Here is a 20,752-nt window from a genome sequence, read left to right as displayed (position 1 = left end):
TCTCCCAGCGCTGCCTATCGCCGACGATGCGGCCCCGGTCACCCACCGGCGACGAGGGGCGGTCCGGCTAGGCTGGTCCGCGCAGGCAGTGCTGGCGCCAAGCGTGGGAGGTGGGCAGTGGGCAAGACCCCGAGCCCGGAAGACGAGCAACCCGACAACACACCAGATGGTCCTGCGCACGACACCACCGGACCGGACGCCCCGGGTGACGAGAGCTTCGCCGCCACCCCGCTCGACACCGGTGACGACTGGGAGTCGCAGGCCGCGCGCATCGATTTCGACGACGACTTCGACGAGGACGCCGAACTCCATGACCTCACCGACGACGAGTCCAACCGGGTCACCACGTGGATCTCGCAGCGTGCCAGCGCGGCCACCGGCCGATTCCGCCAGACCGCGCACGAGCTCCGCCAGACCCTCGCCGGCGAGGCGAGCGCGAAGGCCGCCGTCGATTCGCTCCGGCTGCGCGAACCGTCCGACGTCGAGCCCACCGAGACCCCGCGGGACCTGACCGCGGCCGCCTTCTTCGACGTCGACAACACCCTCGTCCAAGGCGCGTCGATCGTGCACTTCGCCCGCGGTCTCGCCGCACGGAAGTACTTCACGTACAGCGACATCATGGAATTCGCGTGGACCCAGGCGAAGTTCCGGATCACCGGCAAGGAGAACGCCCGCGACGTCGCCGAGGGCCGGGAGAAGGCGCTGTCGTTCATCGCCGGCCGACAGACCTCCGAGCTCGTCGAACTCGGCGAGGAGATCTTCGACGACTACATCGCCGACAAGATCTGGCCCGGCACACGCGCTCTCGCACAGCGCCATCTCGACGCCGGCCAGCAGGTGTGGCTGGTCACCGCGACACCCGTCGAGCTCGCGCAGACCATCGCCGGCCGACTCGGACTCACGGGTGCGCTGGGCACGGTCGCCGAGAGCGTCGACGGTGTGTTCACCGGACGCCTCGTCGGCGACATCCTGCACGGGCCCGGCAAGGCCCACGCGGTGCGCGCACTGGCCATCCGCGAGGGCCTGAACCTCAAACGCTGTACCGCTTACTCGGATTCACACAACGACGTCCCGATGCTGTCGCTGGTGGGCAAGGCCGTCGCCATCAACCCCGACACCGACCTGCGCGACGTCGCCAAGGTCCGCGGATGGGAGATGTACGACTTCCGGACAGCACGCAAGGCGGCGAAGTACGGTGCCGGTACCGCCATCGTGCTGGGAGCCGCCGGTGGCGGTGCCGCGGCCGCCGCACGATTGCTACGGCACCGCTGACCGAGCCTCGTCGCGACGCCGGTGACCGCACCCGGAGAGACCCCCACCCCGGAGAGGACCCCCATGACCGACGAGACCCTCACCGATCTCCGAAGCAGCGCAGTCGAGACCGGGACACCCGACACGCTCCGCACGCTCGAGCAGCGCGTGTTGTGGCTCGCGACGTCGATGATCCACCACGCCAACCGGGTTCGGCCGAATCCGTCTGGACTCAAGGTCGGTGGACACCAGGCGTCGTGTGCCTCGATGGTGTCGATCATGACCTCGCTGTGGTTCTCCCAGTTGCGGCCGGGCGACCGGGTCTCGGTGAAACCGCATGCGTCACCGGTCCTGCACGGCATCAACTATCTGCTCGGTGGGCTCGACGAGTCGTACCTGACGACGCTGCGGGAGTTCGGTGGACTGCAGTCGTATCCGAGCCGCACCAAAGATCCCGATGCAGTGGACTATTCGACCGGATCGGTGGGAATCGGTGCGACCGCACCGATCTGGGGCGCAGTGGCCCGCCGCTATCTCGACACGACGATCGGTGGCCCCGATGCGGTTGCCGCCGACCGCCGTTCACCCACCGTGCTCGCCCGGCAGTACTCGCTCGTCGGTGATGCCGAACTCGACGAGGGCGCGGTCTGGGAGGCGATCCTCGACCCCTCGGTGGCCGAGCTCGGTGAGATCGTCTGGATCGTCGACCTCAACCGCCAGTCGCTGGACCGGGTGGTCCCCAACATCGCCGCCGGGCGCCTCGAGGCCATGTTCGCCGCCGCCGGATGGCAGGTGATCATGGTGAAATTCGGCCGGCTGCTGGAGGAACTGTTCGACCGCCCGGGTGGGACGGCGCTGCGCGCACGCATCCTCGACATGCCGAATCCGGAGTGTCAGCGGCTGTTGCGATGCGACGCCGACGAGGTCCGTGTACGTCTGCCCGGATCGGGTCCCGACGCGAATGCCGTCGCGACGCTGATCGCCGACGTCGACGACGAGACGCTCCTGAAGGCGATCCGCAATCTCGGCGGACACGACCTCGATGCCCTGATGGGCGCCTACGCGCAGATCGACGACACCCGTCCGACGGTCATCCTCGCCTACACCATCAAGGGCAACGGCCTGCCGATCGAAGGCCACCCGCAGAACCATTCCTCACTGCTCACCGTCGATCAGTACGACGAGCTGGCGGCATCACTGGGGCTCGACCCGGCACACCCGTGGGGCCGGTTCGACGAGGGCACCGACGAGGCCCTGCTGTGCGCACAGGTGGCCGAGCGACTCCGGCGCCGGCCCGTTCCGCTCACCACACCGCCCGCCGTTCCGGTCGACACCGGAAAGACACCGTCGGGAACGTCGACGACGCAAGCGGCACTGGGCCGTACGCTGTTGGCCCTGTCCCGCGAGGCTCCCGAGGCGTCGGCCCGGGTCGTCACGGTGAGCCCCGACGTCAGTTCGACGACCAACCTGGCCGGCTGGTTGAACAAGGTCGGGGTGTGGTCGCCGGACGAGCGGCGCGACTGGTTCGCCGACGACGCGGAGACGATCATGCACTGGCGGGAACGCCCGACCGGCCAGCACATGGAACTCGGTATCGCCGAGACGAATCTGGCGGGCCTGATCGGCGAGCTCGGCGCCACCTGGAGTCGTTGGGGCGAACCGCTGTTCCCGATCGGCGTGCTCTACGACCCGTTCGTGGAACGCACCCTCGAGCCCTGGTCGTACGGAATCTACGCCGGCGGGCAGTCGATCCTGGTGGGCACGCCGTCCGGCGTCACCCTGGCCGCGGAAGGCGGAGCGCACCAATCGATCACGACGCCATCGATCGGCCTGGAGCAACCCGGCTGCGTCAGCTACGAACCCGCCTTCGCGGTCGACGTCGAATGGACGCTGTTGTCGTGCATCGGAAAGCTCGGACGTCCGGACGGGACCTCGTCTTATCTGCGCCTGTCCACCCGCCCGGTCGATCAGCGACTCGCCGCGGTCCCCACCGACGCGGCGGCCCGCGAACGTCGTCGACGCCAGGTGGTCGCCGGCGGATACCTGTTGCGCCGCAGCGAATCCCCACAGGTCACACTGGTCGGGATGGGGGCGGTGATCACCGAGACCCTCGCCGCCGCCGACCGACTGGGTGCACAGGGTGTGGCCGCCGACGTCGTGTGCGTGACGAGTCCCGGACTGATCTTCGAGGCACTGCAGGCCCGCCGCGGACTCGCCGACGGACCGTCGTGGATTCTCGACCAGGTGTTCCCGGCCGGCCGCGCGGCACCGATGGTCACCGTCCTCGACGGGCACCCGCACACGCTCGCCTTCCTGACGGGTGTCAACAACGTGCCCGGCGCGGCGCTCGGCGTCAGGCGATTCGGTCAGGTCGGCTCGCTCGAGGACGTGTACCGCCTCCACGGCATCGACACCGACTCGATCGTCCGCGCCGCGCTCGACCTCACCCTCTGAAACCTCGTCAGAGCGAGTCGCTCTCACTCATCGGGTCGATCAGCACCTTCGCATGGTGAGCGGCCGCGCCGAGCGCGTCGAACGCCGGCGCCACCCCCTCGAGCCCGACGGTCGCGGTGATCATCGGCCCGACGTCGACCTTGCCCTCGGCGATCATCTGCAGGGTCTCGTGGAATTCGGCCGGATCGTAGACGAACACGAACCGCAGCTCGATCTCCTTGTTGAGCGCCATCGCCGGGCGGAACGTGTCCGGTTCCATGCACACACCGACCACGACGACACGTGAGCGGAACGGGGCATTCGACACGACGTGCTCGATCATGCCCGGAGTACCCACGCATTCGAAGATCACCGGCCCCTTCGGCGTCGCGCCGAGCCGATCGGCGATTCGGAACAGGGAGTCCCACGGCGCCAACGGGATTCGACGCAGAGTGTGCATCGCATCGAAGGCGGTGCCCAGCAGGTCCTGCGCCGCGGTGACGTACTTGCCCTCGCGCGCACACCGGTCGAACGGTGACTCCACGGCCGGATCGACGACGATGTCGGCGCCGACGCGCCCGGCCAGGGCTCGGCGCCCCGCGGACAGATCGCTCGCGATCACGGTGCGCACGCCCGACGCCTTGAGCATCGCGACGACCGCGAGCCCGATGGGTCCGCAGCCGATCACCACGGCCACGTCGCGCCGGCCGACCTCGCCCCGGCGGACCGCGTGATGGGCGACGGCCAGGGGTTCGGTGAGGGCCGCGTGTTCAACCGACAGGCCGTGGGGAATCTCAAAAGTCATGTCCTCGGACACCAGCACGAACTGCGCGTAGGCGCCCGAAGCCGACGCCGTCAGCCCGGTCAGATGCGCCTCGTCGCCGTGCCGGATCATCGGCACCGACACCACCGGCGTCCCCGGCGCCCACCGCTTACGGCATCCCGGGCCGTAAGACACCACCTCGCCGGCGAATTCGTGGCCCAACACCACCGACTGGTCCGAACGCATGAACGCGCCATAGCCGACCTCGTCGGACACATCCGCGGTCGCGTCGCAGTGCACGCGGGCATGGAGGTCAGACCCGCAGATCCCCGCCCGCAGGACCCGCAGGAGCACCTGTCCGGTCTCCGGAACGGGCATGGGGACGTCTTGGACGGTCAGCTCACCGGCTCGACACACGACTGCACGCATGCCTCATGAGTATCAGGCACACCGGCATCCCGTCAGCCGAAGTAGACACTCCCCCGCCGGCTCAGCATCCGGAACAGGGTCTGCTGGATCTCCTCGCGGACATGGTCGGTGAGGTCGAAGACCACCATCGGGTCGTCGGCCGACGATTCGTCGTAGGAACCGGTCTCGATCGGGCGGCCGAAGTGGATGTGCCACTTCGACGGCAACGGCACCATGCCCAGCGGGCCCAGCAACGGGAACAGCGGCGTGATCGGAAAGTACGGAAGGCCGAGCACCTTGGCGAGCGGCTTGAGGTCGGCGAGCATCGGATAGATCTCCTCCGAGCCCACGATCGACACCGGGATGATCGGCGCCGCGTTGCGCAGTGCGGTGGTCACGAAGCCGCCCCGGCCGAACCGCTGCAGCTTGTAGCGGTCCTTGTAGAGCTTGCCGATGCCCTTGAACCCCTCCGGCCAGACGGCGGTGAGCTCCCCAGCACGCAGCAACCGGTCGGCGTCGCTGTTGCAGGCGAGCGTCGCACCGATCCGGCGCGCGACCTCACTGATGCCCGGCGAGTCGAAGGCCATGTCGGCGGCGAGGACACGCAGGTACCGATGGTCGGGATGGTTGTCGCGGACGGCGAGCGAGGTGATGATCGCGTCGACCGGGATGGTGCCGGCGTGGTTGGCGACGAGGAGCGCACCGCCCTCGAGGGGCAGATTCTCGATTCCGGTCACTTCGACCCGGAACCACTTCTCATAGACCTGCCGAACTGCCGGAAACCACACCGATTCGGTGAAATGGGGATCGAATCCGAACTCGTCGACCTCGTACTCGCCTGTCATCCGCTCGCGGATGAAGCCGGCGGTGGAGGTCAAGGTGTCGGCGACGGCGTTCCGAATGCCACCGAGACTGAACAGCGGGCTCGACTTCGACGGCCCCCGGTGTTCGACACCGAGCGCCTCGTCCGACAGGGCGATCTCGCTGCTGATCGGGGTCACCCGCGCGGGCGGACGTCCGAATCCATCGGTATTGGGGTGACCGAGGCCCGTCGAATCTCCCTGCGTGACACCGTGTTTCACACGCCGCTCGGGCGTCTGCTGGCTCGGATGTCGGCGACGGCCGGAATCACGTGCACCGCGGCGATCCGCGGTGGCGTCCGGTCCCGACGATGACGCATAGAGCTGTATGACCTTCGCGGTACGTGCATCTGTCGCTCCGCTACCTGCCAAGGCGCTCACCCCTTGTTCCTGTCCCCAGGATCGTCCGTGTGTCGGCGAACCCCCGCTCGACGGTTTGAACCGGGGCTGCCTGAACTACTGGCAATCGTTCCGTCACAGGCCATTCCTTCGGATCTACAGACGCAGCGCCGCGTTGTCGATGACATGAAACGGGACCTGGGAACGGCCACGATCTTCCCCGCGTGATCGCCGGCATGTTCCCGAAGTCCTCACCCTCGCCCGCGGTGGAGTGGCTGCCCCTGCGCGCAGTGTGGGTCTGATGACCCAGTCTAGAGGTAGCAGTGACGTTGCGCACCTTGACCGGAACTCGTCGTACAAATCTCGTCTCGCATTTCACTGGAGTTGATGTGCGGCAGACACGACTCGCTGCTCGAACGCACGCCACGCGTCGGACCCGATCACCGGTGTCACGCCGCTGCGTTCGACGAAGTCATCGAGGGTTTCCATGGTCGTGTACCGCGGCACGAAACCCAGTTCGGTGCGCATCCTGGTGGTGTCCAGCACCCGGCCATAGGTCAGGAATTCGGTCTGCGACGAACGCAGCTTCGCCGAACGCAGATCCTGGAAGACGCCGGAGATCGGCGCGAGGAGACCGCTCGGGACCGGTAGTTCGATGTGCCCGAGCCGACGGATCGCCTGCGTCAGCGTCACCACGCCCTCGCCCGCGAGATTGAACGTGCCCGGCTTGCCCGCCAGGGTGACATGCTCCATCGCCGCGAGCGCATCCTCCTCGTGCAGGAACTGCAGACGCGGCTGGTAGCCGAGGACCGTCGGCACCACCGGCGCCGACAGATACGAACCCATCCGCGTGGTGATCCGCGGACCCAACATCGCCTGCGGACGCACGATCGTGATGTCGATGTCCTGGCGCCGGCGCCCGAGACCGCGCACGTAGCCCTCCACGTCCAGGAGGTCGCGGCCATAGCCGCGCTTGGGCTCGCGGCGCGCGCGGGTCTCCTCCGAGAAGTGCGACGGGTCGTGTGCACTGGCTCCGTAGACCATCGCCGTGGACCGCAGCACGAGACGCTTCACCGACGGCGTCCGCTGACAGGCGGCGCAGACCTGCATCGCGCCGAGAACGTTGAACTCCTTGATCGCCGCCGAGTGCGGCGCGGTGTCGGCGATCGACGTGGCGGCGTGCACCACCGTGTCGACCCCATACGACGCCAGGGCCTTCGCGATCGTGGGACGCCGGATGTCCAGGCGCAGGAACTCCGCCCGCCCCATCCGGCGCAGCAGGTCCTTGCGCGGCACCCGGGAGTCGACGGCCAGCACACGTTCGATCTGTGGGTTGGCTGCGAGCCGCGCGACCAGATACCCGCCCAGGAAAGTCGACGCTCCCGTGACCAGGACGACCCGAGGTAGCACTGCGGAGGATTCGGCCATGGCGTCGAGGCTAACGGCATCAACCCGTTTCAGCCCGCCGAGGGGCGGAGATCGGCGTCATCGGTGACGAACGACCCCGAAACCACATTATTCGTGTGACAAAAGACCCCAGCGGCAACAGCCCCGGACACCACAAGGACCCGCCGAGGCGGGTCTGCAACAGCAAAAGGACCCGCCGAGGCGGGTCCTGGTGCCATGCGAGTGCTTATTTGCCGAGTTTGCGGCGCTGCACCCGGGTTCGACGCAGCAGCTTGCGGTGCTTCTTCTTCGACATGCGCTTGCGGCGCTTCTTGATCACTGAACCCATCGGGGCGCTTCCTCACGATTGACACTGATGAACTTGACCGACCCTGGCCTGCACTCGATCGGCTTCGTCAGTGATCGTCGACTGGCGTCGACGACCCGGGTCGAGGAGCTCACCGGTACATCCAGGTACGCGACCACTGAGCCTACCGGGCCGTGTGTCGGATCAGGAAATCGCGGTGTCCGAAATGACGGCGCGAAACCGGCTGCCGGCACAGGCGAACAGCCGCTCCAGACACAACACTCCCGGGGCGGCGACGGGGCCACCCTCGGGAGTGCTGTGTGAAACTGCTGATCGGCGCGTCAGCCGAGACCGAACCTATCCGGCGTCGAAGTACGACGTCTCCAGGTAGTCGTGCACCGCTTTCGCGTGCACACGGAACGAGCGTCCGACCCGAACCGCAGGCAGTTCGCCGTTGTGGACGAGACGGTAGACGGTCATCTTCGAAACGCGCATCAGCGACGCAACCTCGGCGACGGTGAGGAACTGCGACCCAGAGGTCGCGTTGCTCACCGAGGCCGTCCTGTCACCAGGAGTGTCTGCAGGTGCCATTGATCACTCATACCTCCGGTGCACGCGTCGCGGCCGCAGGCTTCCCCTCCTGCGGACATCAGACACGCACGTGCTTAAAGCAGCTTAGCGTGGCAGATGTGAAAAAAGCGACGTGAGGGACCGTGATTCCTGAGATTTCTGTGACTCGACCCCAACATGCTGGGGTTTAGCTGCCTGTCGACCACTACTCATGGGGTGTCGGAAACCGCGTGTCCCGACGCCAAACCCTCGACTTCCACTCGACGTCCGCCTCGTGCGCTGGCGGCCGCGCACGCGCGAGTCGCCTGGTAGACGGCGTGCCGTAGACCGTTCGCCTCGAACTCGCGGATCGCCTCGGCGGTGGTCCCGCCCGGAGAGGTCACCGCGGCCCGCAGGTCGACGGGTGACATACCCGAATCGCTGAGCAGGACCCCCGCACCGCGGATGGTCTGGATGGCCATCTCGGACGCCTGGGCGCGGGTGAGTCCGAGCCCGACACCGGCGTCGATCATCGCCTCGGCGAGCAGGAAGACGTAGGCGGGTCCGGACCCGGACACGGCGGTGACCGCGTCCATCTGCTTCTCCGGTACCACGGCCACCCGCCCCACGGTCTTGAGGAGTCTGACGACCGCCTGGAGTTGTTCCTCGCCGACGTAGCGGCCGGCAGCGACCGCGGACATGGCCTCGTTGACCAGCATCGGGGTGTTGGGCATGACACGGATGACCGGCGAACCGGCCTGCAGGGCGCTTTCGTAGCGCTCCAGCGGGATGCCGGCCACCAGGGTCACGGTGACGCGTTCGCTCTCGGCGTTGTCCTCCGCCGAGGCGAGGATGTGGAGCACCGAGTCGACGTCGTCCGGCTTGATGGCCAGGAAGACGTAGTGCGCGGATTCGGCGGCCGTCTTCACGTCGGTGACCAGGACCCCGTACTCGTCGGCGATCTCGGACGCCCGGGATTCGAGTTTCTCCGCGACGACGAGATCCTTCGTCGGGGTTCCGGCGCCGATCAGGCCGGCCAGGAGCGCCTCCCCGATCTTGCCTCCACCGATGATGGCGATGCGTTCGGTCACGAATGTCTACCTTCCTGCGGGAATGAGTGCCAATTGGCGGGACTGGGCGACAACCGTCCCGGTCGAGTCCACCACGAGATGATCCTCCTCGAACATTCCGGGCCCGACCTCGGTACTCGTCGCGGCGAAGCGCAGCCACCCGGGCGCCGGATGCCGTCGGACATAGGTGGTCAGCTGCACGGTCGGCGCCCAACCGAACAACGCGAGATTCATGACCACCGGCGGCGAGATGTCGCAGACGAGGACCGAGAAGTATTCGTCGGGATCGACGTCCTTCGGACGGATCCACCCGCGCACGAGCGGCTCACCGGTCTCACCGCGGACGATCGGGAACGTCTCCGGGTCGAGGACCAGGTCGATCGCCGCGCCGAGGTGGTTGACCTCGGCGATCGGCGAACCGTCGAGGGGGATGCCGGTCGACGGCGGTTCGACTGGCGTGCCGTCGAGCACGTTCGGACCGGAGTGGTGCGGGGTCCCGGAGTCGGGACGCGCCATCGTCACCGACGAGGAGACGACCGTACGACCCTGCTGGACCGCGTCGACGTGCAGGACCGTCACGGTCCGGCCGCGTTTGCGCACGGTGATCGCGAAATCGATGTCCGCGGCGTCCGGGGCGGTCAGGTAGTCACTGGCGATGGCGACCGGGATCATCGCGGCGGACGCATCCGCGACTTTCGGGTCGTCGGACGGGGTGAGGGCGGTGAGTGCGGTGCGCGCCGCCTTCGCCACGACCATCTGCAGGGTGCCGCCGTGCACCTTGGGTCCGATGGTGAAGGTCTCGTCGATGTGCGCACGCAGCGTGATGGCGTCGGGACCACCGCGGTCCACCTCGGTCAGGATCTGCACCTCGGTGATCTTGCTGGTCATGGTCCCCGCTTTCGTCGTGCCGACCCCGACGCCGGCGAAGACCGCAACGCGACGATCTCCGGCGTCAGTTGTTGCGCCGGCCGGCGCTCTCGGGGTGCAGCTCCCGTTTGAGATGCTGCCGCGCAAAATCTAGCGAACGGGCCAGGAGTGCACCGCGCTCGGGCTTGGTCCGGGCGCTGCCGGTGCTGACCTCCAGCACCACGGCACCGGCGAAGTCGCTCGCCGCGATCCGGCGGCACACCTCGGCACACGGTTGTCCACCGTCGCCGGGGATGAGGTGTTCGTCGGTCGCCGCACCGTGCCCGTCGGCGAGATGGAGGTGGTTGAGGTTGCGTCCCATGCGATCGAGGAGATCGAGGGCGTCCACCCCGGCCGTCGCGGTGTGCGAGAGGTCGAGGGTGTAGTTCGCGTATCCGTCGTCGGTGGGATCGATCGACTTGCCGAATGCGGACGCGGCGAGACCGGGCCCACCGCCCCGCTTCTGGAGTCGTCGCACGGATGGTTCACGTGATCCGAAGAAACGGTCGGCACGCATCGGGAACATGTTCTCCACGGCTATCGCGACCCCGCTGTCGTCCTCGAGTTCGCCGACGAGGTCGTCGAAGGCCGACACATAGCCGCGCTGCCAGCGGAACGGTGGGTGCACCACCACGGTCGGGGCACCCAGATCCTCGGCCGCCTGCACCGATCGGGCCAGTTTCACCACCGGGTCCCGGCCCCAGACGCGCTGTGAGATCAGCAGGCACGGGGCATGGATCGACAACACCGGGACCTGGTAGTGGTCCGACAGATATCCGACGCGGCGAATGTCCTGGCTGACCGGGTCGCCCCAGACCATCAGCTCGACCCCGTCGTAACCGAGATCCGCCGCGTAGGCGAAGGCCGCCTCGGTGTTCTGCGGGTAGACCGAGGCGGTGGACAGACCGATGGGTATCTCTGGTCTGGGGAGAAGGGGTGGCTCGGACGACGTCACGTTGCCAGCAACACAAGTGGACCGATGGTCACCAACAGCCCGACGCCCAATGCGAGCAGCGTCGTCGCCAGGTCCTTGGTGCGCCGCACGACGTGCGAGAGCGTGACGATCCCGAAGATCACCAGCACCGCGAGGACCAGCGCGAAGTACGGGTTCCAGCGCCACAGCTCGGTGAATCCCCAGAACAGACCGATGCCGACCAGCAGACCCACGACTGCCTGACCGAGGATCAGGAGCCAGGCGAGGGCCGGTGACCGCTCCTCCCCGGCCTCCGGTTCGCCGACCTCGCTGCCGGCGACCGCGGGCTTCTCGACCTTGCCCTGCTCGGAGTCCGCGGCGCCCGCCGAGATGGCGGCGGTCTCCTCCGACGACCCGTCGGCGACGACGTCGGGGGTCTCGTCGAGATCAGTGGTCTCCTCCACGCGTGCGGTCTCGTGCTTGGACAGGACCACCGCCTCGGAGCCCTCGGCCGGTTCGGGGGTCGTCTCGTCCTGCTGGTTGTCCTCTTCGTCCACGACCGGCGCCGACCACGCCTCGGTGTCGTACCACTGGGCCGACGCCTGCCAGGCCTCTGTTTCCTCGGGTCGGGTCTCCTCCGGCCGGGTCTCGTCCCGCGCGGTGTCCTCGCGCGTGGAGTCGTCTTCCGGGGGCGCGATGGGCTCGATGATCTCGGTCGGGTTGTCGTCGTCACGGCGTGCCCGTGCCGCGGCGGCTCGCGCACGGCCACCCGGAACGGACCGCGTGCCGGTGTCCTCGGCCGCCGACGTGCCGGCCTGGGTCCCGGAACCGACGGCAGCGGCGGCCCCCTTCCGGCCGAAGAGCTTGCGTGCGAGCCCGCCGAGCGCCTTGGCGCCTTTGAGCCTGCTCGTACCGGTCGGCTGTGCACCGGGGCCGGCGTCGCCTTCCACGTCGGCGAAGTTGCGGTAGGCGTCGAAGTCCATGACGTCGGAGAACCCGCTGTCACCACGCTCACGCGGTCCGGAACCGGAGTCGACCTCGGTCAGGTCGTGGGTCACCACATCATCGGATTCGACGACGACGAGACCTTCGTCGGTGCCGCCATCGGCCCCGTCCACCATCGGGATGATCCCGGTGACCGCGTTCGCCGACTCCTCGTCGACGGGCTCCGAATCGCGCGGCGGACTCATGCGGCGGGCCACGGCGTCCGAGCTGAAGTCACGGGTGGCCGGCGGCGTCGCGCCGAAGCCGGGCATCCCGCTGGCGGTGCGACCTCCCGGCGCGAACGGCCGGTCCGGGCGCGGCCGATCGGCGACCGGGCGGTCGTCGGCGGCGCGACGCGCAACGGGATTCCCCGACCGTGGGAACGGACCGCCCGGGGTCTCGGTCCCCGACCGGCCCGTGGGGCTCCATCCGCGGGTCGCGGGCCCGGATGCGGTCTTGTCGGCGGAGGTCCCGGTGTCCTTCGGCTCCGAGGCCTTCGCCTCGGTCGGCTTCGCCTCGGTGGGCTCCGCCTCGGACGCGTCGGGCGCGGCGGATTCGGGCGCAGCCGGGGTCGCGGTCTCGGTGGCCTCGGCCTCGGTGGTCTCGGTGGCCTCGGCCTCGGTGGTGGTCGCCTCGGTGGGCTCGGCCTCCGGGGCCTCGACCGTCGGAGCCTCGGCCTCCCGGGCCTCCGCGGACGCACCCTTGTCTGCGGGCGCGATCTTCTCGTCGGCCTGCGGTGCGGACGCGTCGTTGATCTTCGGGATCTCTCCGGTCAGTTCGGAAACCGAGACCGAGCCGTCGCGACCCGCACGCCGCCGTCCCCGACCGTCACGCCGGGTCGGCGTCGTACCGCCGGCCGCCTGCGACCGGGCGAGTAGTTCCGATACCGAAATGGGTCGAGATTCGGGTTCCGAATCCTTCGACATGAAGTGGCTCTCCGTCCTCGAACGTCACCGGATGCCGGTCGAGCGCATCCGCTTGGGTAACTCTCGGCGCTCGTGGACCACACCGTCGACCTTCTCCCCCATCCCGCGCACCCGTGGGCATCGCAGACCGGATCAGCCGACGCCGCCACGGGCGCCAGTCGTCTGTGAGGGCTCGAACGAGTCGGCCGGTTCCGCGTCAAGTCGACGCAGGATGACGCCCTCCCGCAGAGCCCACGGACAGATTTCCAGTGTATCGACTTGGAAGGCCCGCATAGCCGCCTCCGCCACGAGCGCCCCCGCAACCAGCTGACCGGCACGATCGGCGCTGACGCCTTCGAGCTCGGCGCGGTCGGAGCGGGTCATCCGGGAGATGAAGGAGATCAGCTGACGAAGGCCACCTGTGGTCAGTTCGCGACGAACGCGGGGTCCCGCGCTCGACGGCGCGGCCCCGGTGAGTCGGGCGAGGCTGCGGAAGGTCTTCGAGGTGCCCACACAGAGGTCTGGTGAACCGGGCCCGAGGAGTTCCTTGGCCGGTCCACGCAACTCCGCGTCGAGCCAGTCCCTCAGGACACCGATCCGACGCCGGTCCGGTGGATCGTCCGGCAGCCACTCACGCGTCAGCCGGCCGGCGCCCAGGGGCAGCGACAGCGCGACATCGGGCTCCTCGTCGACGCCGTTGGACATCTCCAGGGACCCGCCGCCGATGTCGAGGGCGAGGATGCGTCCCGCGCTCCACCCGCGCCAGCGGCGGACGGCAAGTGAGGTGAGCCGCGCCTCGTCACGGCCGGACAGGACCGCGATGCGCACACCGGTGCACCTCTCGACCTCGTCGAGCAGATCGTCGGAGTTGGTGGCGTCCCGGACGGCCGACGTCGCGAAGGCCATCATCTGCTCGCATCCGGAGGTGGCCGCGATGTGGGTGAACTCCTCAACCGAGTCGATCAGCTTCGCCACGGCCTTGTCACTCATCCGGCCGTCGTCGTCGATCTGTTCGGCCAGCCGTAGAACCGCCTTGGTCGAACTCATGGGGGTCGGGTGACCGCCCCGATGGGCGTCGACCACCAGGAGGTGGACAGTGTTGCTACCCACATCCAGAACTCCTAAGCGCACGCGTCAACGGTAGTGCAGGCGTCGTGGCGGCACGATCCCGGCTACCGTTGTGGTCGTGACCGCCATCTCGCCGTCCGCGCCACGAATCACCCCCGCCCCGGAGGTCGAACTCGATTTTCCGCGCGAATGGTACGAATTCGTCGATCCGGCCGATCCCGAACACCACATCAGAGCCGACCTGACCTGGCTGCTGTCGCACTGGACGTGCGTCTTCGGTACCCCGGCCTGCCAGGGCATCCTGCCCGGACGCGAGACCGACGGCTGCTGTAGCCACGGCGCCTACCTGTCCGACTCCGACGACCGCAAACGTCTCGCCCACGGCGTCTCGATGCTCACCCCCGAGGACTGGCAGTTCCACAACAAGGGTTCCGGCAAGAACCCACTCGGCCCCAAGGGCTACCTCGAGGAGGGTGACCTCGATGACGAGCCCGCGCTGAAGACGCGACTTCACAAGGGCGCGTGCATCTTCCTGAACCGTCCGGGCTTCGCCGGCGGCGTGGGTTGTGCACTGCACTCGATGGCCTTGCGCAAGGGCCTCGAGCCGCTCACCGTCAAGCCCGACGTGTGCTGGCAGCTGCCGGTGCGCCGTGAGCAGGACTGGGTGGAACGTCCCGACGGCACCCAGGTGTTGCAGACCACGATCACCGAGTTCGACCGCCGTGGCTGGGGCGAGGGCGGGCACGATCTCAAGTGGTACTGCTCGGGATCGCCCGACGCACACGTCGGCGCGAAGCAGGTCTGGGAGTCCTATGCGCCCGAGCTGACCGAGCTCATCGGCGCCGCCGCCTACGAGGCCCTCGCGGCCGCATGCCAGCGCCGGAACGGGTTGGGGCTCATCGCCGTTCACCCGGCAACAACAGCCGCGACCGCGCGTCGCGAGACCGACGTCAAATACGAGCTGCAGCCGCCGGAGTGACACGGGTGCGCGGGGACACCCCGCGCACCCGGCTCAGGCCTCCAGTTTGTATCCGAGTCCGCGAACGGTGATGAGGTGTTTCGGGTTGGCCGGGTCCGGCTCGATCTTGGAGCGCAGGCGCTTCACGTGCACGTCCAGGGTCTTGGTGTCGCCGACGTAGTCGGCACCCCAGACGCGATCGATCAGCTGCCCGCGCGTCAGCACACGGCCGGCATTGCGCAGAAGGTATTCGAGGAGATCGAATTCCTTGAGCGGCATGGTGATCGATTCACCGTTGACCGCGACGGTATGACGCTCGACGTCCATCCGGACCGGGCCCGCCTCGAGGACACCGAGATCGAGGTCCTCCTCGGCGGTGTCGCCCCCGCGTCGCAGGACCGCCCGGATGCGGGCGATGAGTTCCCGTGCCGAGTACGGCTTGGTCACGTAGTCGTCGGCACCGAGTTCCAGGCCGACGACCTTGTCGATCTCGGTGTCGCGGGCCGTCACCATGATCACCGGCACATTCGACCGGGCCCGTAGGGCCTTGCAGATCTCTGTCCCCGACATCCCGGGCAGCATCAGGTCGAGGAGCACGATGTCGGGGCTCACGCGGTCGAAGGTCGGCAGCGCCTGCGCACCGTCGTTGACGATGCTGGCCTCGAACCCTTCCTTGCGCAGTAGGAACGCCAGCGGATCAGCCAGCGATTCCTCGTCCTCGACGATCAGCACGTGGGTCAACTCTCAGATTCCTTCGTTGTCGTCACCGCAGGGGTGGCCGATCGGATCGGCAGATGGTGGGGACTCACCTGGACCCCCCATCCTCGGTGGACCAGTCCATGTCGGAGAGGTCCTCGGGGATGCACAGCGTGAAGGTGGAGCCCGTACCGGGTTCGCTCCACAGGTTGATCGTGCCGCCGTGATTGGCGGCCACGTGTTTGACGATGGCCAGGCCCAGTCCGGTACCACCGGTCATCCGCGACCTCGCCTGGTCGACGCGGAAGAACCGTTCGAAGACACGCTGCTGGTCGGCGCGCGCGATGCCGATGCCCCGGTCGGTCACGGCGATCGCCACCATGGGCCGGCCGTCGATCTTGATGATGCGGCGGCTGATCGAGACGACGGTGTCCGGAGGCGAATAGGCGATGGCGTTGGTGATCAGGTTGTTGAGAGCGGTCAGCAGCAGGAGCCGGTCGCCGCGGATCGTCGCGCCGATCGGGTCGTCGGACCGCAGTTCGATCGCCGCCGCCTCCGCCGTCAGCGTCGCCGCCGAGAGGGCGTCGTCGATCAGTTCGTCGACACCGACCGGGGTGAACTCGGGGGTGTCGCCCTCCTGCAGGCGGGACAGGGCCAGCAGCTCGCTCACCAGCCTGCCCATGCGTTTGGTCTCCCCGACCACCCGTTGCCCGAAGTGCCGGACCGACTCGACGTCGTCGGCTGATTCCAGGAGGGCCTCGGCCAGCAATCCGATGGCTCCGACCGGCGTCTTGAGTTCGTGCGACACGTTCGCCACGAAGTCGCGCCGGGTGGCCTCCAGACGCTTGTGTTCGGTGTCGTCGAGGCCGTAGACCACGGCGTAGCGCTCGTCGTCCTGTGCCACCACCTTGGCGAGGCACCGCACGTGTTCGACGATGGGTCGCGGGGTGCGGCCGGTGGAGACGAAGCCGAGGGTCGAGGTGGGCGGGTTGAACTCGAAGTGGTGACCGACGTGGGAGTCGAGGACGTCCTTGACCGCATCCCAGACGGGGTCGGCGAGCAGCATCTCGCGGACGATGCCCAGTTCGACGGCCCGCTGGTTGAACATCACGACATCCCGGAACTCGTCGACCACCGCGACGGCGGTCGACGAGTGGCGGACCACCATGCTCAACAGGCCGGCCTTGGTCATGCGGCCGTCGGCGGTCGTCGACGCGACGTCGGAATCGCGGATCTCGGCGGATGCCGACACGGCCCGCGGCACCAGCGCGCGGTCGGTGGCCGGAACCGGCAGGGCAGCGTCTGGAGAGCACTGGAATTCCGCGGGTGCACGTCCCCGGCTGGACGATGAGCGGAGCGCGAGGCGTCGGGACCGCCGGGGTGCGTCGAGTCGACGGCCCAGCATGACTCCGAGGATGAGCGCGAGTACGAACGCGATCGTCGCGGCTGAGATTGCGGCGGCCACCCGCTCAGCTTACGGCCGAACCAACTCCGGTCGCACATAGGTCGCAGCTGTTCGGCAGCTGTTCACGCGCCGTTGGCCGAAGAGGTGGCGGTCGGCGCGGATGACCGTCGACGGGTGATGACCCCGCCGCCGGCGCGAGGTCACTGCGGGACCGGGACCGCCATGTCCGCGAACTCCGGGTGGCGCTCGATGAAACGCTGAACGTACGAACACACCGGGACCACCTGCTTGCCGCTGGCCCGGATGTCCTCGAGGACGAACCGAACGAGTTGTCCCGCATAGCCATGCCCGCTGTACTGCTCACGGATCACGGTGTGGGTCAGCACGACCTGGTAGTACTCGGAGACATAGTCGAGATAGCCGACGACCTCGTCCTCGCCGAAGGAATCAGAGACGAGAACCGCCTCATACCTTTCCTGAGCGGGGGAATGATCGATCCGCAGGGTGCCCACATCCGCCATAGCGTCTAATGTAGCGCGGGTCACACCAAAGAAGCTATGGCGATTATGTTACACGCTCCTCGCACGGCCTCCCGGACGGCGGGCGCGCCGCCGTGAAGGCCTACTTCTGACCCTGGGCCGCGACGGCAGCCGCGCCGGCGGCAGCCGCCTCGGGGTCCAGGTAGGTGCCACCCGGATTCAGCGGCTTGAGGTTCTCGTCGAGGTCGTAGCGCAGCGGGTTGCCGGTCGGGATGTTCAGGCCCGCGATGTCCTCGTCGGAGATGTCGTCGAGGTACTTCACGAGCGCCCGCAGCGAGTTGCCGTGTGCGGCGATGAGCACGGTCTTGCCCGCCCGGAGATCGGCGGCGATCGTCTCGGTGAAGTACGGGATCATGCGCGCCACGACGTCCTTGAGGCACTCGGTCAGCGGCACCTGGTCGAGGTCGGCGTACCGCGGATCGCCGACCTGGCTGTACTTCGCGTCGGGCTCGATGGCCGGCGGCGGGGTGTCGTAGCTGCGACGCCACAGCATGAACTGCTCCTGGCCGTACTTCTCCAGGGTGTCGGCCTTGTTCAGGCCCTGGAGCGCACCGTAGTGACGCTCGTTGAGGCGCCAGTCGCGGACCACCGGAATCCAGTGGCGGTCGGCGCGGTCGAGGGCGATCTGCGCCGTCGAGATCGCGCGTCGCAGAACCGAGGTGTACAGGACGTCGGGCAGGAGGTCATGCTCGACGAGCAGTTCGCCGGCCCGCTCGGCCTCGGCCTTCCCCTTGTCCGTGAGCGCCACGTCCACCCATCCGGTGAACTGGTTGGACGCATTCCATTCGCTCTCGCCGTGACGCATCAGGATCAGGGTGCCGTTGCTCATGGGCGATAGTTTCGCACAGACGCGCTGGGCCCTCTTCCCACCGCCCCCGACCCCGCCCTCTCCCGTCACCCCGCCCCCTCCCACCCCCGGACCGGCCCGTCCGGCGAATCGGCGATGACCGGCGCAATTCCCTCGGCGGCCCTGGTATCCGAGGGCTAGCGTGATCCCATGACTGCCAGCACAGATGCCGGGGAGACCGGCAAGAATGCCGAACAGCAGCCCGAACTCAAACGCGTACTGGGTCCGAAGCTGCTGCTCCTGTTCATCATCGGCGACATCCTGGGCACCGGCATCTACGCACTGACCGGCCAGGTGGCCGGCGAGGCCGGCGGCGCGGCATGGCTGCCTTTCCTCATCGCCTTCGCCGTCGCGACGCTCACCGCGTTCTCGTATCTCGAGCTCGTGACGAAATATCCGGAGGCCGCGGGCGCAGCGCTGTACGTGCACAAGGCCTTCGGTATCCACTTCGTCACCTTCATCGTCCTGTTCACGGTGATGTGCTCGGGCATCACATCGGCGACGACGGCGTCTCGCGCCTTCGCCGTCAACATGCTGACGGCGTTCAGCGGCGACACCCCCGACGCCACGAATCCGGCTCTGTACGCGGTGGCCGTCGGCTTCCTGTTGCTCGTCATGTTCATCAACTTTCGCGGAGTCGCCGAGGGCGTCGGCACGAACGTGGTGCTGACGCTGGTGGAGCTCTCCGGCCTGTTGCTCGTGCTGTTCATCGGGTATTGGTTCATCGCCGGCGGCAACGCCGAACACTGGGATGCGGTGGTGGCCTTCGAGAGTCCCGACGACAAGAACGTCTTCGTCGCCGTCACCGCGGCGACCTCGCTGGCCTTCTTCGCACTCGTCGGTTTCGAGGACTCGGTCAACATGGCCGAGGAGTGCAAGGAGCCGACCCGCATCTTCCCGAGGGTGATGCTGAGCGGCCTCAGCATCACCGCCCTCGTCTATGTCCTCATCGCGATCTGCGCGGTGGCCATCGTGCCGGTGGGCGTGCTGGCCGACAGCGAGACCCCACTCGTCGACGTCGTCCAGACGGCGGCACCGGACTTCCCGATGTCGGACCTGCTGCCGTGGATCTCGATGTTCGCCGTCGCCAACACCGCACTGATCAACATGATGATGGCCAGCCGGTTGCTCTACGGCATGGCCAAACGAGGCGTGCTGCCCAGGTTCCTGTCGTACGTGCACCCGGGTCGCCGGACGCCGTTCGCGGCCGTCCTCTTCACCACGGTCATCGCCCTGCTACTGCTCACCTATGTGAGCTCCGATCCGAAGAGTTCGGTCGTGGGACTGCTCGGTGGCACCACCGCGCTGCTGCTGCTGGCGGTGTTCACCGTGGTCAACGTATCGGTACTCGTGCTGCGGCGGGACAAGGTGGAGCACAAGCACTTCCGGACCTACACTCCGGTCGCCGTGCTCGGCGCCATCACGTGCGGGTACCTCACCCTGCCGGTCACCGGCCGCGACCCCGAGCAGTATGTGGTCGCCGGCTGGCTCCTGCTGCTCGGCATACTCCTCTGGGCGCTGACGTACTGGTGGCGCAAGCGGTCCGGCGACCATGCCGTCAGCTACGACGAGGTTCCGCCGCACCAGTGAAGTGAGCGTCCTCGCGGCCAACGCGGACCGGGCCGAATACACCGAACCCCACCCGGTGACGTGATCACCCGGGTGGGGTCGGTGTTCTCGTAGCGGGGACAGGATTTGAACCTGCGACCTCTGGGTTATGAGCCCAGCGAGCTACCGAGCTGCTCCACCCCGCGTTGCAGTGAGCAACACTATCGGCGGGACGGCAGCAGACCTAATCGGTCGCCCGAGCGAGGCCTGGGCCCCTACTTGCGCAGGTCTTTGCGCAGGATCTTGCCCGACGCCGACTTCGGGATCGCCTCGATGAACTCCACCGCACGAACCTTCTTGTGCGGGGCCACCTTCGACGCCACGAACCCCATCACCTCATCAGCGGTGATCTGCGCATCCGGCTGCCGCACCACAAACGCCTTGGGGATCTCCTCCCCCGACTCCGCATCGATCACCCCGATCACCGCAACATCGGCGACCCCCTCATGGGTCAACAGCAACGCCTCCAACTCCGCCGGCGGCACCTGGTAGCCCTTGTACTTGATGAGCTCCTTGAGGCGGTCGACGATGTACACGCAACCGGTCGGGTCGACCTG

The 20,752-nt window shown here is 67.9% G+C and carries 19 protein-coding genes and 1 tRNA gene; 4 read left to right on the top strand and 16 right to left on the bottom strand.

Going from position 1 to position 20,752, the window contains the following annotated elements; translation table 11 throughout:
• Nucleotides 1–117 precede the first annotated feature (117 nt).
• Together BPODLACK_RS22070 and BPODLACK_RS22065 are read left to right on the top strand one after the other, a co-directional pair.
• Nucleotides 118–1,272 carry an HAD family hydrolase gene (locus BPODLACK_RS22070; RefSeq protein WP_159406247.1) on the top strand — a complete coding sequence of 385 codons (1,155 nt, stop codon included), beginning with the start codon at nt 118–120 and terminating at the stop codon, nt 1,270–1,272.
• Between the two features lie 63 nt (nt 1,273–1,335).
• Complete coding sequence (locus BPODLACK_RS22065) at nt 1,336–3,705, top strand: transketolase-like TK C-terminal-containing protein (RefSeq protein WP_159406246.1); 2,370 nt, start codon at nt 1,336–1,338, stop codon at nt 3,703–3,705.
• Between the two features lie 7 nt (nt 3,706–3,712).
• Here BPODLACK_RS22065 and BPODLACK_RS22060 read toward each other — a convergent pair whose 3' ends face one another.
• From BPODLACK_RS22060 to BPODLACK_RS22015, 10 genes are all read right to left on the bottom strand, one after another.
• Nucleotides 3,713–4,876, bottom strand: coding sequence for a zinc-binding dehydrogenase (locus BPODLACK_RS22060; protein WP_159406245.1), 1,164 nt, complete (start codon nt 4,874–4,876; stop codon nt 3,713–3,715).
• 32 nt (nt 4,877–4,908) lie between these two features.
• On the bottom strand, nt 4,909–6,096 hold the full coding sequence (locus BPODLACK_RS22055; protein ID WP_024500051.1) for a lysophospholipid acyltransferase family protein: 1,188 nt from the start codon (nt 6,094–6,096) through the stop codon (nt 4,909–4,911).
• Nucleotides 6,097–6,429: 333 nt separating this feature from the next.
• Nucleotides 6,430–7,482 carry an NAD-dependent epimerase/dehydratase family protein gene (locus tag BPODLACK_RS22050; protein ID WP_159406244.1) on the bottom strand — a complete coding sequence of 351 codons (1,053 nt, stop codon included), beginning with the start codon at nt 7,480–7,482 and terminating at the stop codon, nt 6,430–6,432.
• Between the two features lie 205 nt (nt 7,483–7,687).
• The gene (locus BPODLACK_RS22045) at nt 7,688–7,789 is read right to left on the bottom strand and encodes a 30S ribosomal protein bS22 (protein WP_003402602.1); all 102 of its coding nucleotides are present in this window, start codon (nt 7,787–7,789) and stop codon (nt 7,688–7,690) included.
• A 315-nt stretch (nt 7,790–8,104) separates the two neighbouring features.
• Nucleotides 8,105–8,338, bottom strand: coding sequence for a helix-turn-helix domain-containing protein (locus BPODLACK_RS22040; protein ID WP_006437551.1), 234 nt, complete (start codon nt 8,336–8,338; stop codon nt 8,105–8,107).
• 188 nt (nt 8,339–8,526) lie between these two features.
• Nucleotides 8,527–9,387, bottom strand: coding sequence for a pyrroline-5-carboxylate reductase (proC, locus tag BPODLACK_RS22035; RefSeq protein ID WP_006437550.1), 861 nt, complete (start codon nt 9,385–9,387; stop codon nt 8,527–8,529).
• Nucleotides 9,388–9,393: 6 nt separating this feature from the next.
• Nucleotides 9,394–10,254, bottom strand: coding sequence for a thioesterase family protein (locus tag BPODLACK_RS22030; RefSeq protein WP_006437549.1), 861 nt, complete (start codon nt 10,252–10,254; stop codon nt 9,394–9,396).
• 64 nt (nt 10,255–10,318) lie between these two features.
• Nucleotides 10,319–11,227 (bottom strand): sugar phosphate isomerase/epimerase family protein, encoded by a 909-nt coding sequence (locus BPODLACK_RS22025; protein ID WP_006437548.1) that lies wholly within the window; start codon nt 11,225–11,227, stop codon nt 10,319–10,321.
• Nucleotides 11,224–13,095, bottom strand: coding sequence for a hypothetical protein (locus BPODLACK_RS22020; RefSeq protein WP_159406243.1), 1,872 nt, complete (start codon nt 13,093–13,095; stop codon nt 11,224–11,226). Before BPODLACK_RS22020 ends, BPODLACK_RS22025 begins: the two co-directional genes overlap by 4 nt.
• A 132-nt stretch (nt 13,096–13,227) precedes the next feature.
• Nucleotides 13,228–14,205, bottom strand: a complete 978-nt coding sequence (locus BPODLACK_RS22015) for a Ppx/GppA phosphatase family protein (protein WP_006437546.1) — start codon at nt 14,203–14,205, stop codon at nt 13,228–13,230.
• A 55-nt stretch (nt 14,206–14,260) separates the two neighbouring features.
• Between BPODLACK_RS22015 and BPODLACK_RS22010 the strand changes: the two genes are divergently transcribed.
• Entirely contained in the window at nt 14,261–15,121 is an 861-nt protein-coding gene (locus tag BPODLACK_RS22010) for a hypothetical protein (RefSeq protein ID WP_159406242.1), read from the top strand.
• 33 nt (nt 15,122–15,154) lie between these two features.
• Here the strand turns inward: BPODLACK_RS22010 and BPODLACK_RS22005 are convergent, their stop codons facing one another.
• The 4 genes from BPODLACK_RS22005 to BPODLACK_RS21990 form a co-directional block, all read right to left on the bottom strand.
• Nucleotides 15,155–15,841: a response regulator transcription factor gene (locus tag BPODLACK_RS22005; protein ID WP_006437544.1), complete on the bottom strand. Its 687-nt coding sequence runs from the start codon at nt 15,839–15,841 to the stop codon at nt 15,155–15,157.
• Nucleotides 15,842–15,905: 64 nt separating this feature from the next.
• Nucleotides 15,906–17,261, bottom strand: a complete 1,356-nt coding sequence (locus tag BPODLACK_RS22000; RefSeq protein ID WP_159406241.1) for a sensor histidine kinase — start codon at nt 17,259–17,261, stop codon at nt 15,906–15,908.
• A 140-nt stretch (nt 17,262–17,401) separates the two neighbouring features.
• The gene (locus tag BPODLACK_RS21995) at nt 17,402–17,722 is read right to left on the bottom strand and encodes a GNAT family N-acetyltransferase (protein WP_006437542.1); all 321 of its coding nucleotides are present in this window, start codon (nt 17,720–17,722) and stop codon (nt 17,402–17,404) included.
• Between the two features lie 100 nt (nt 17,723–17,822).
• On the bottom strand, nt 17,823–18,569 hold the full coding sequence (locus BPODLACK_RS21990) for a phosphoglyceromutase (protein ID WP_006437541.1): 747 nt from the start codon (nt 18,567–18,569) through the stop codon (nt 17,823–17,825).
• A 168-nt stretch (nt 18,570–18,737) separates the two neighbouring features.
• On the opposite strand from BPODLACK_RS21990, the gene BPODLACK_RS21985 reads away from it, so the two are divergent.
• Nucleotides 18,738–20,177 carry an APC family permease gene (locus BPODLACK_RS21985; RefSeq protein ID WP_159406240.1) on the top strand — a complete coding sequence of 480 codons (1,440 nt, stop codon included), beginning with the start codon at nt 18,738–18,740 and terminating at the stop codon, nt 20,175–20,177.
• A 90-nt stretch (nt 20,178–20,267) separates the two neighbouring features.
• On the opposite strand, the gene BPODLACK_RS21980 is transcribed toward BPODLACK_RS21985, so the two are convergent.
• Nucleotides 20,268–20,341 (bottom strand) — tRNA-Met (locus BPODLACK_RS21980).
• A gap of 69 nt (nt 20,342–20,410) precedes the next feature.
• The coding region (locus BPODLACK_RS21975) for an AMP-binding enzyme (RefSeq protein ID WP_442903281.1) at nt 20,411–20,752 on the bottom strand (342 nt) is incomplete at its 5' end.

The organism is Gordonia sp. YY1 (genome assembly GCF_009872315.1).
In the GTDB taxonomy this organism is placed as follows: domain Bacteria; phylum Actinomycetota; class Actinomycetes; order Mycobacteriales; family Mycobacteriaceae; genus Gordonia; species Gordonia amicalis.
Note: the sequence above shows the minus strand (reverse complement) of the source record. Positions and strands in the feature narration are given on the sequence as shown.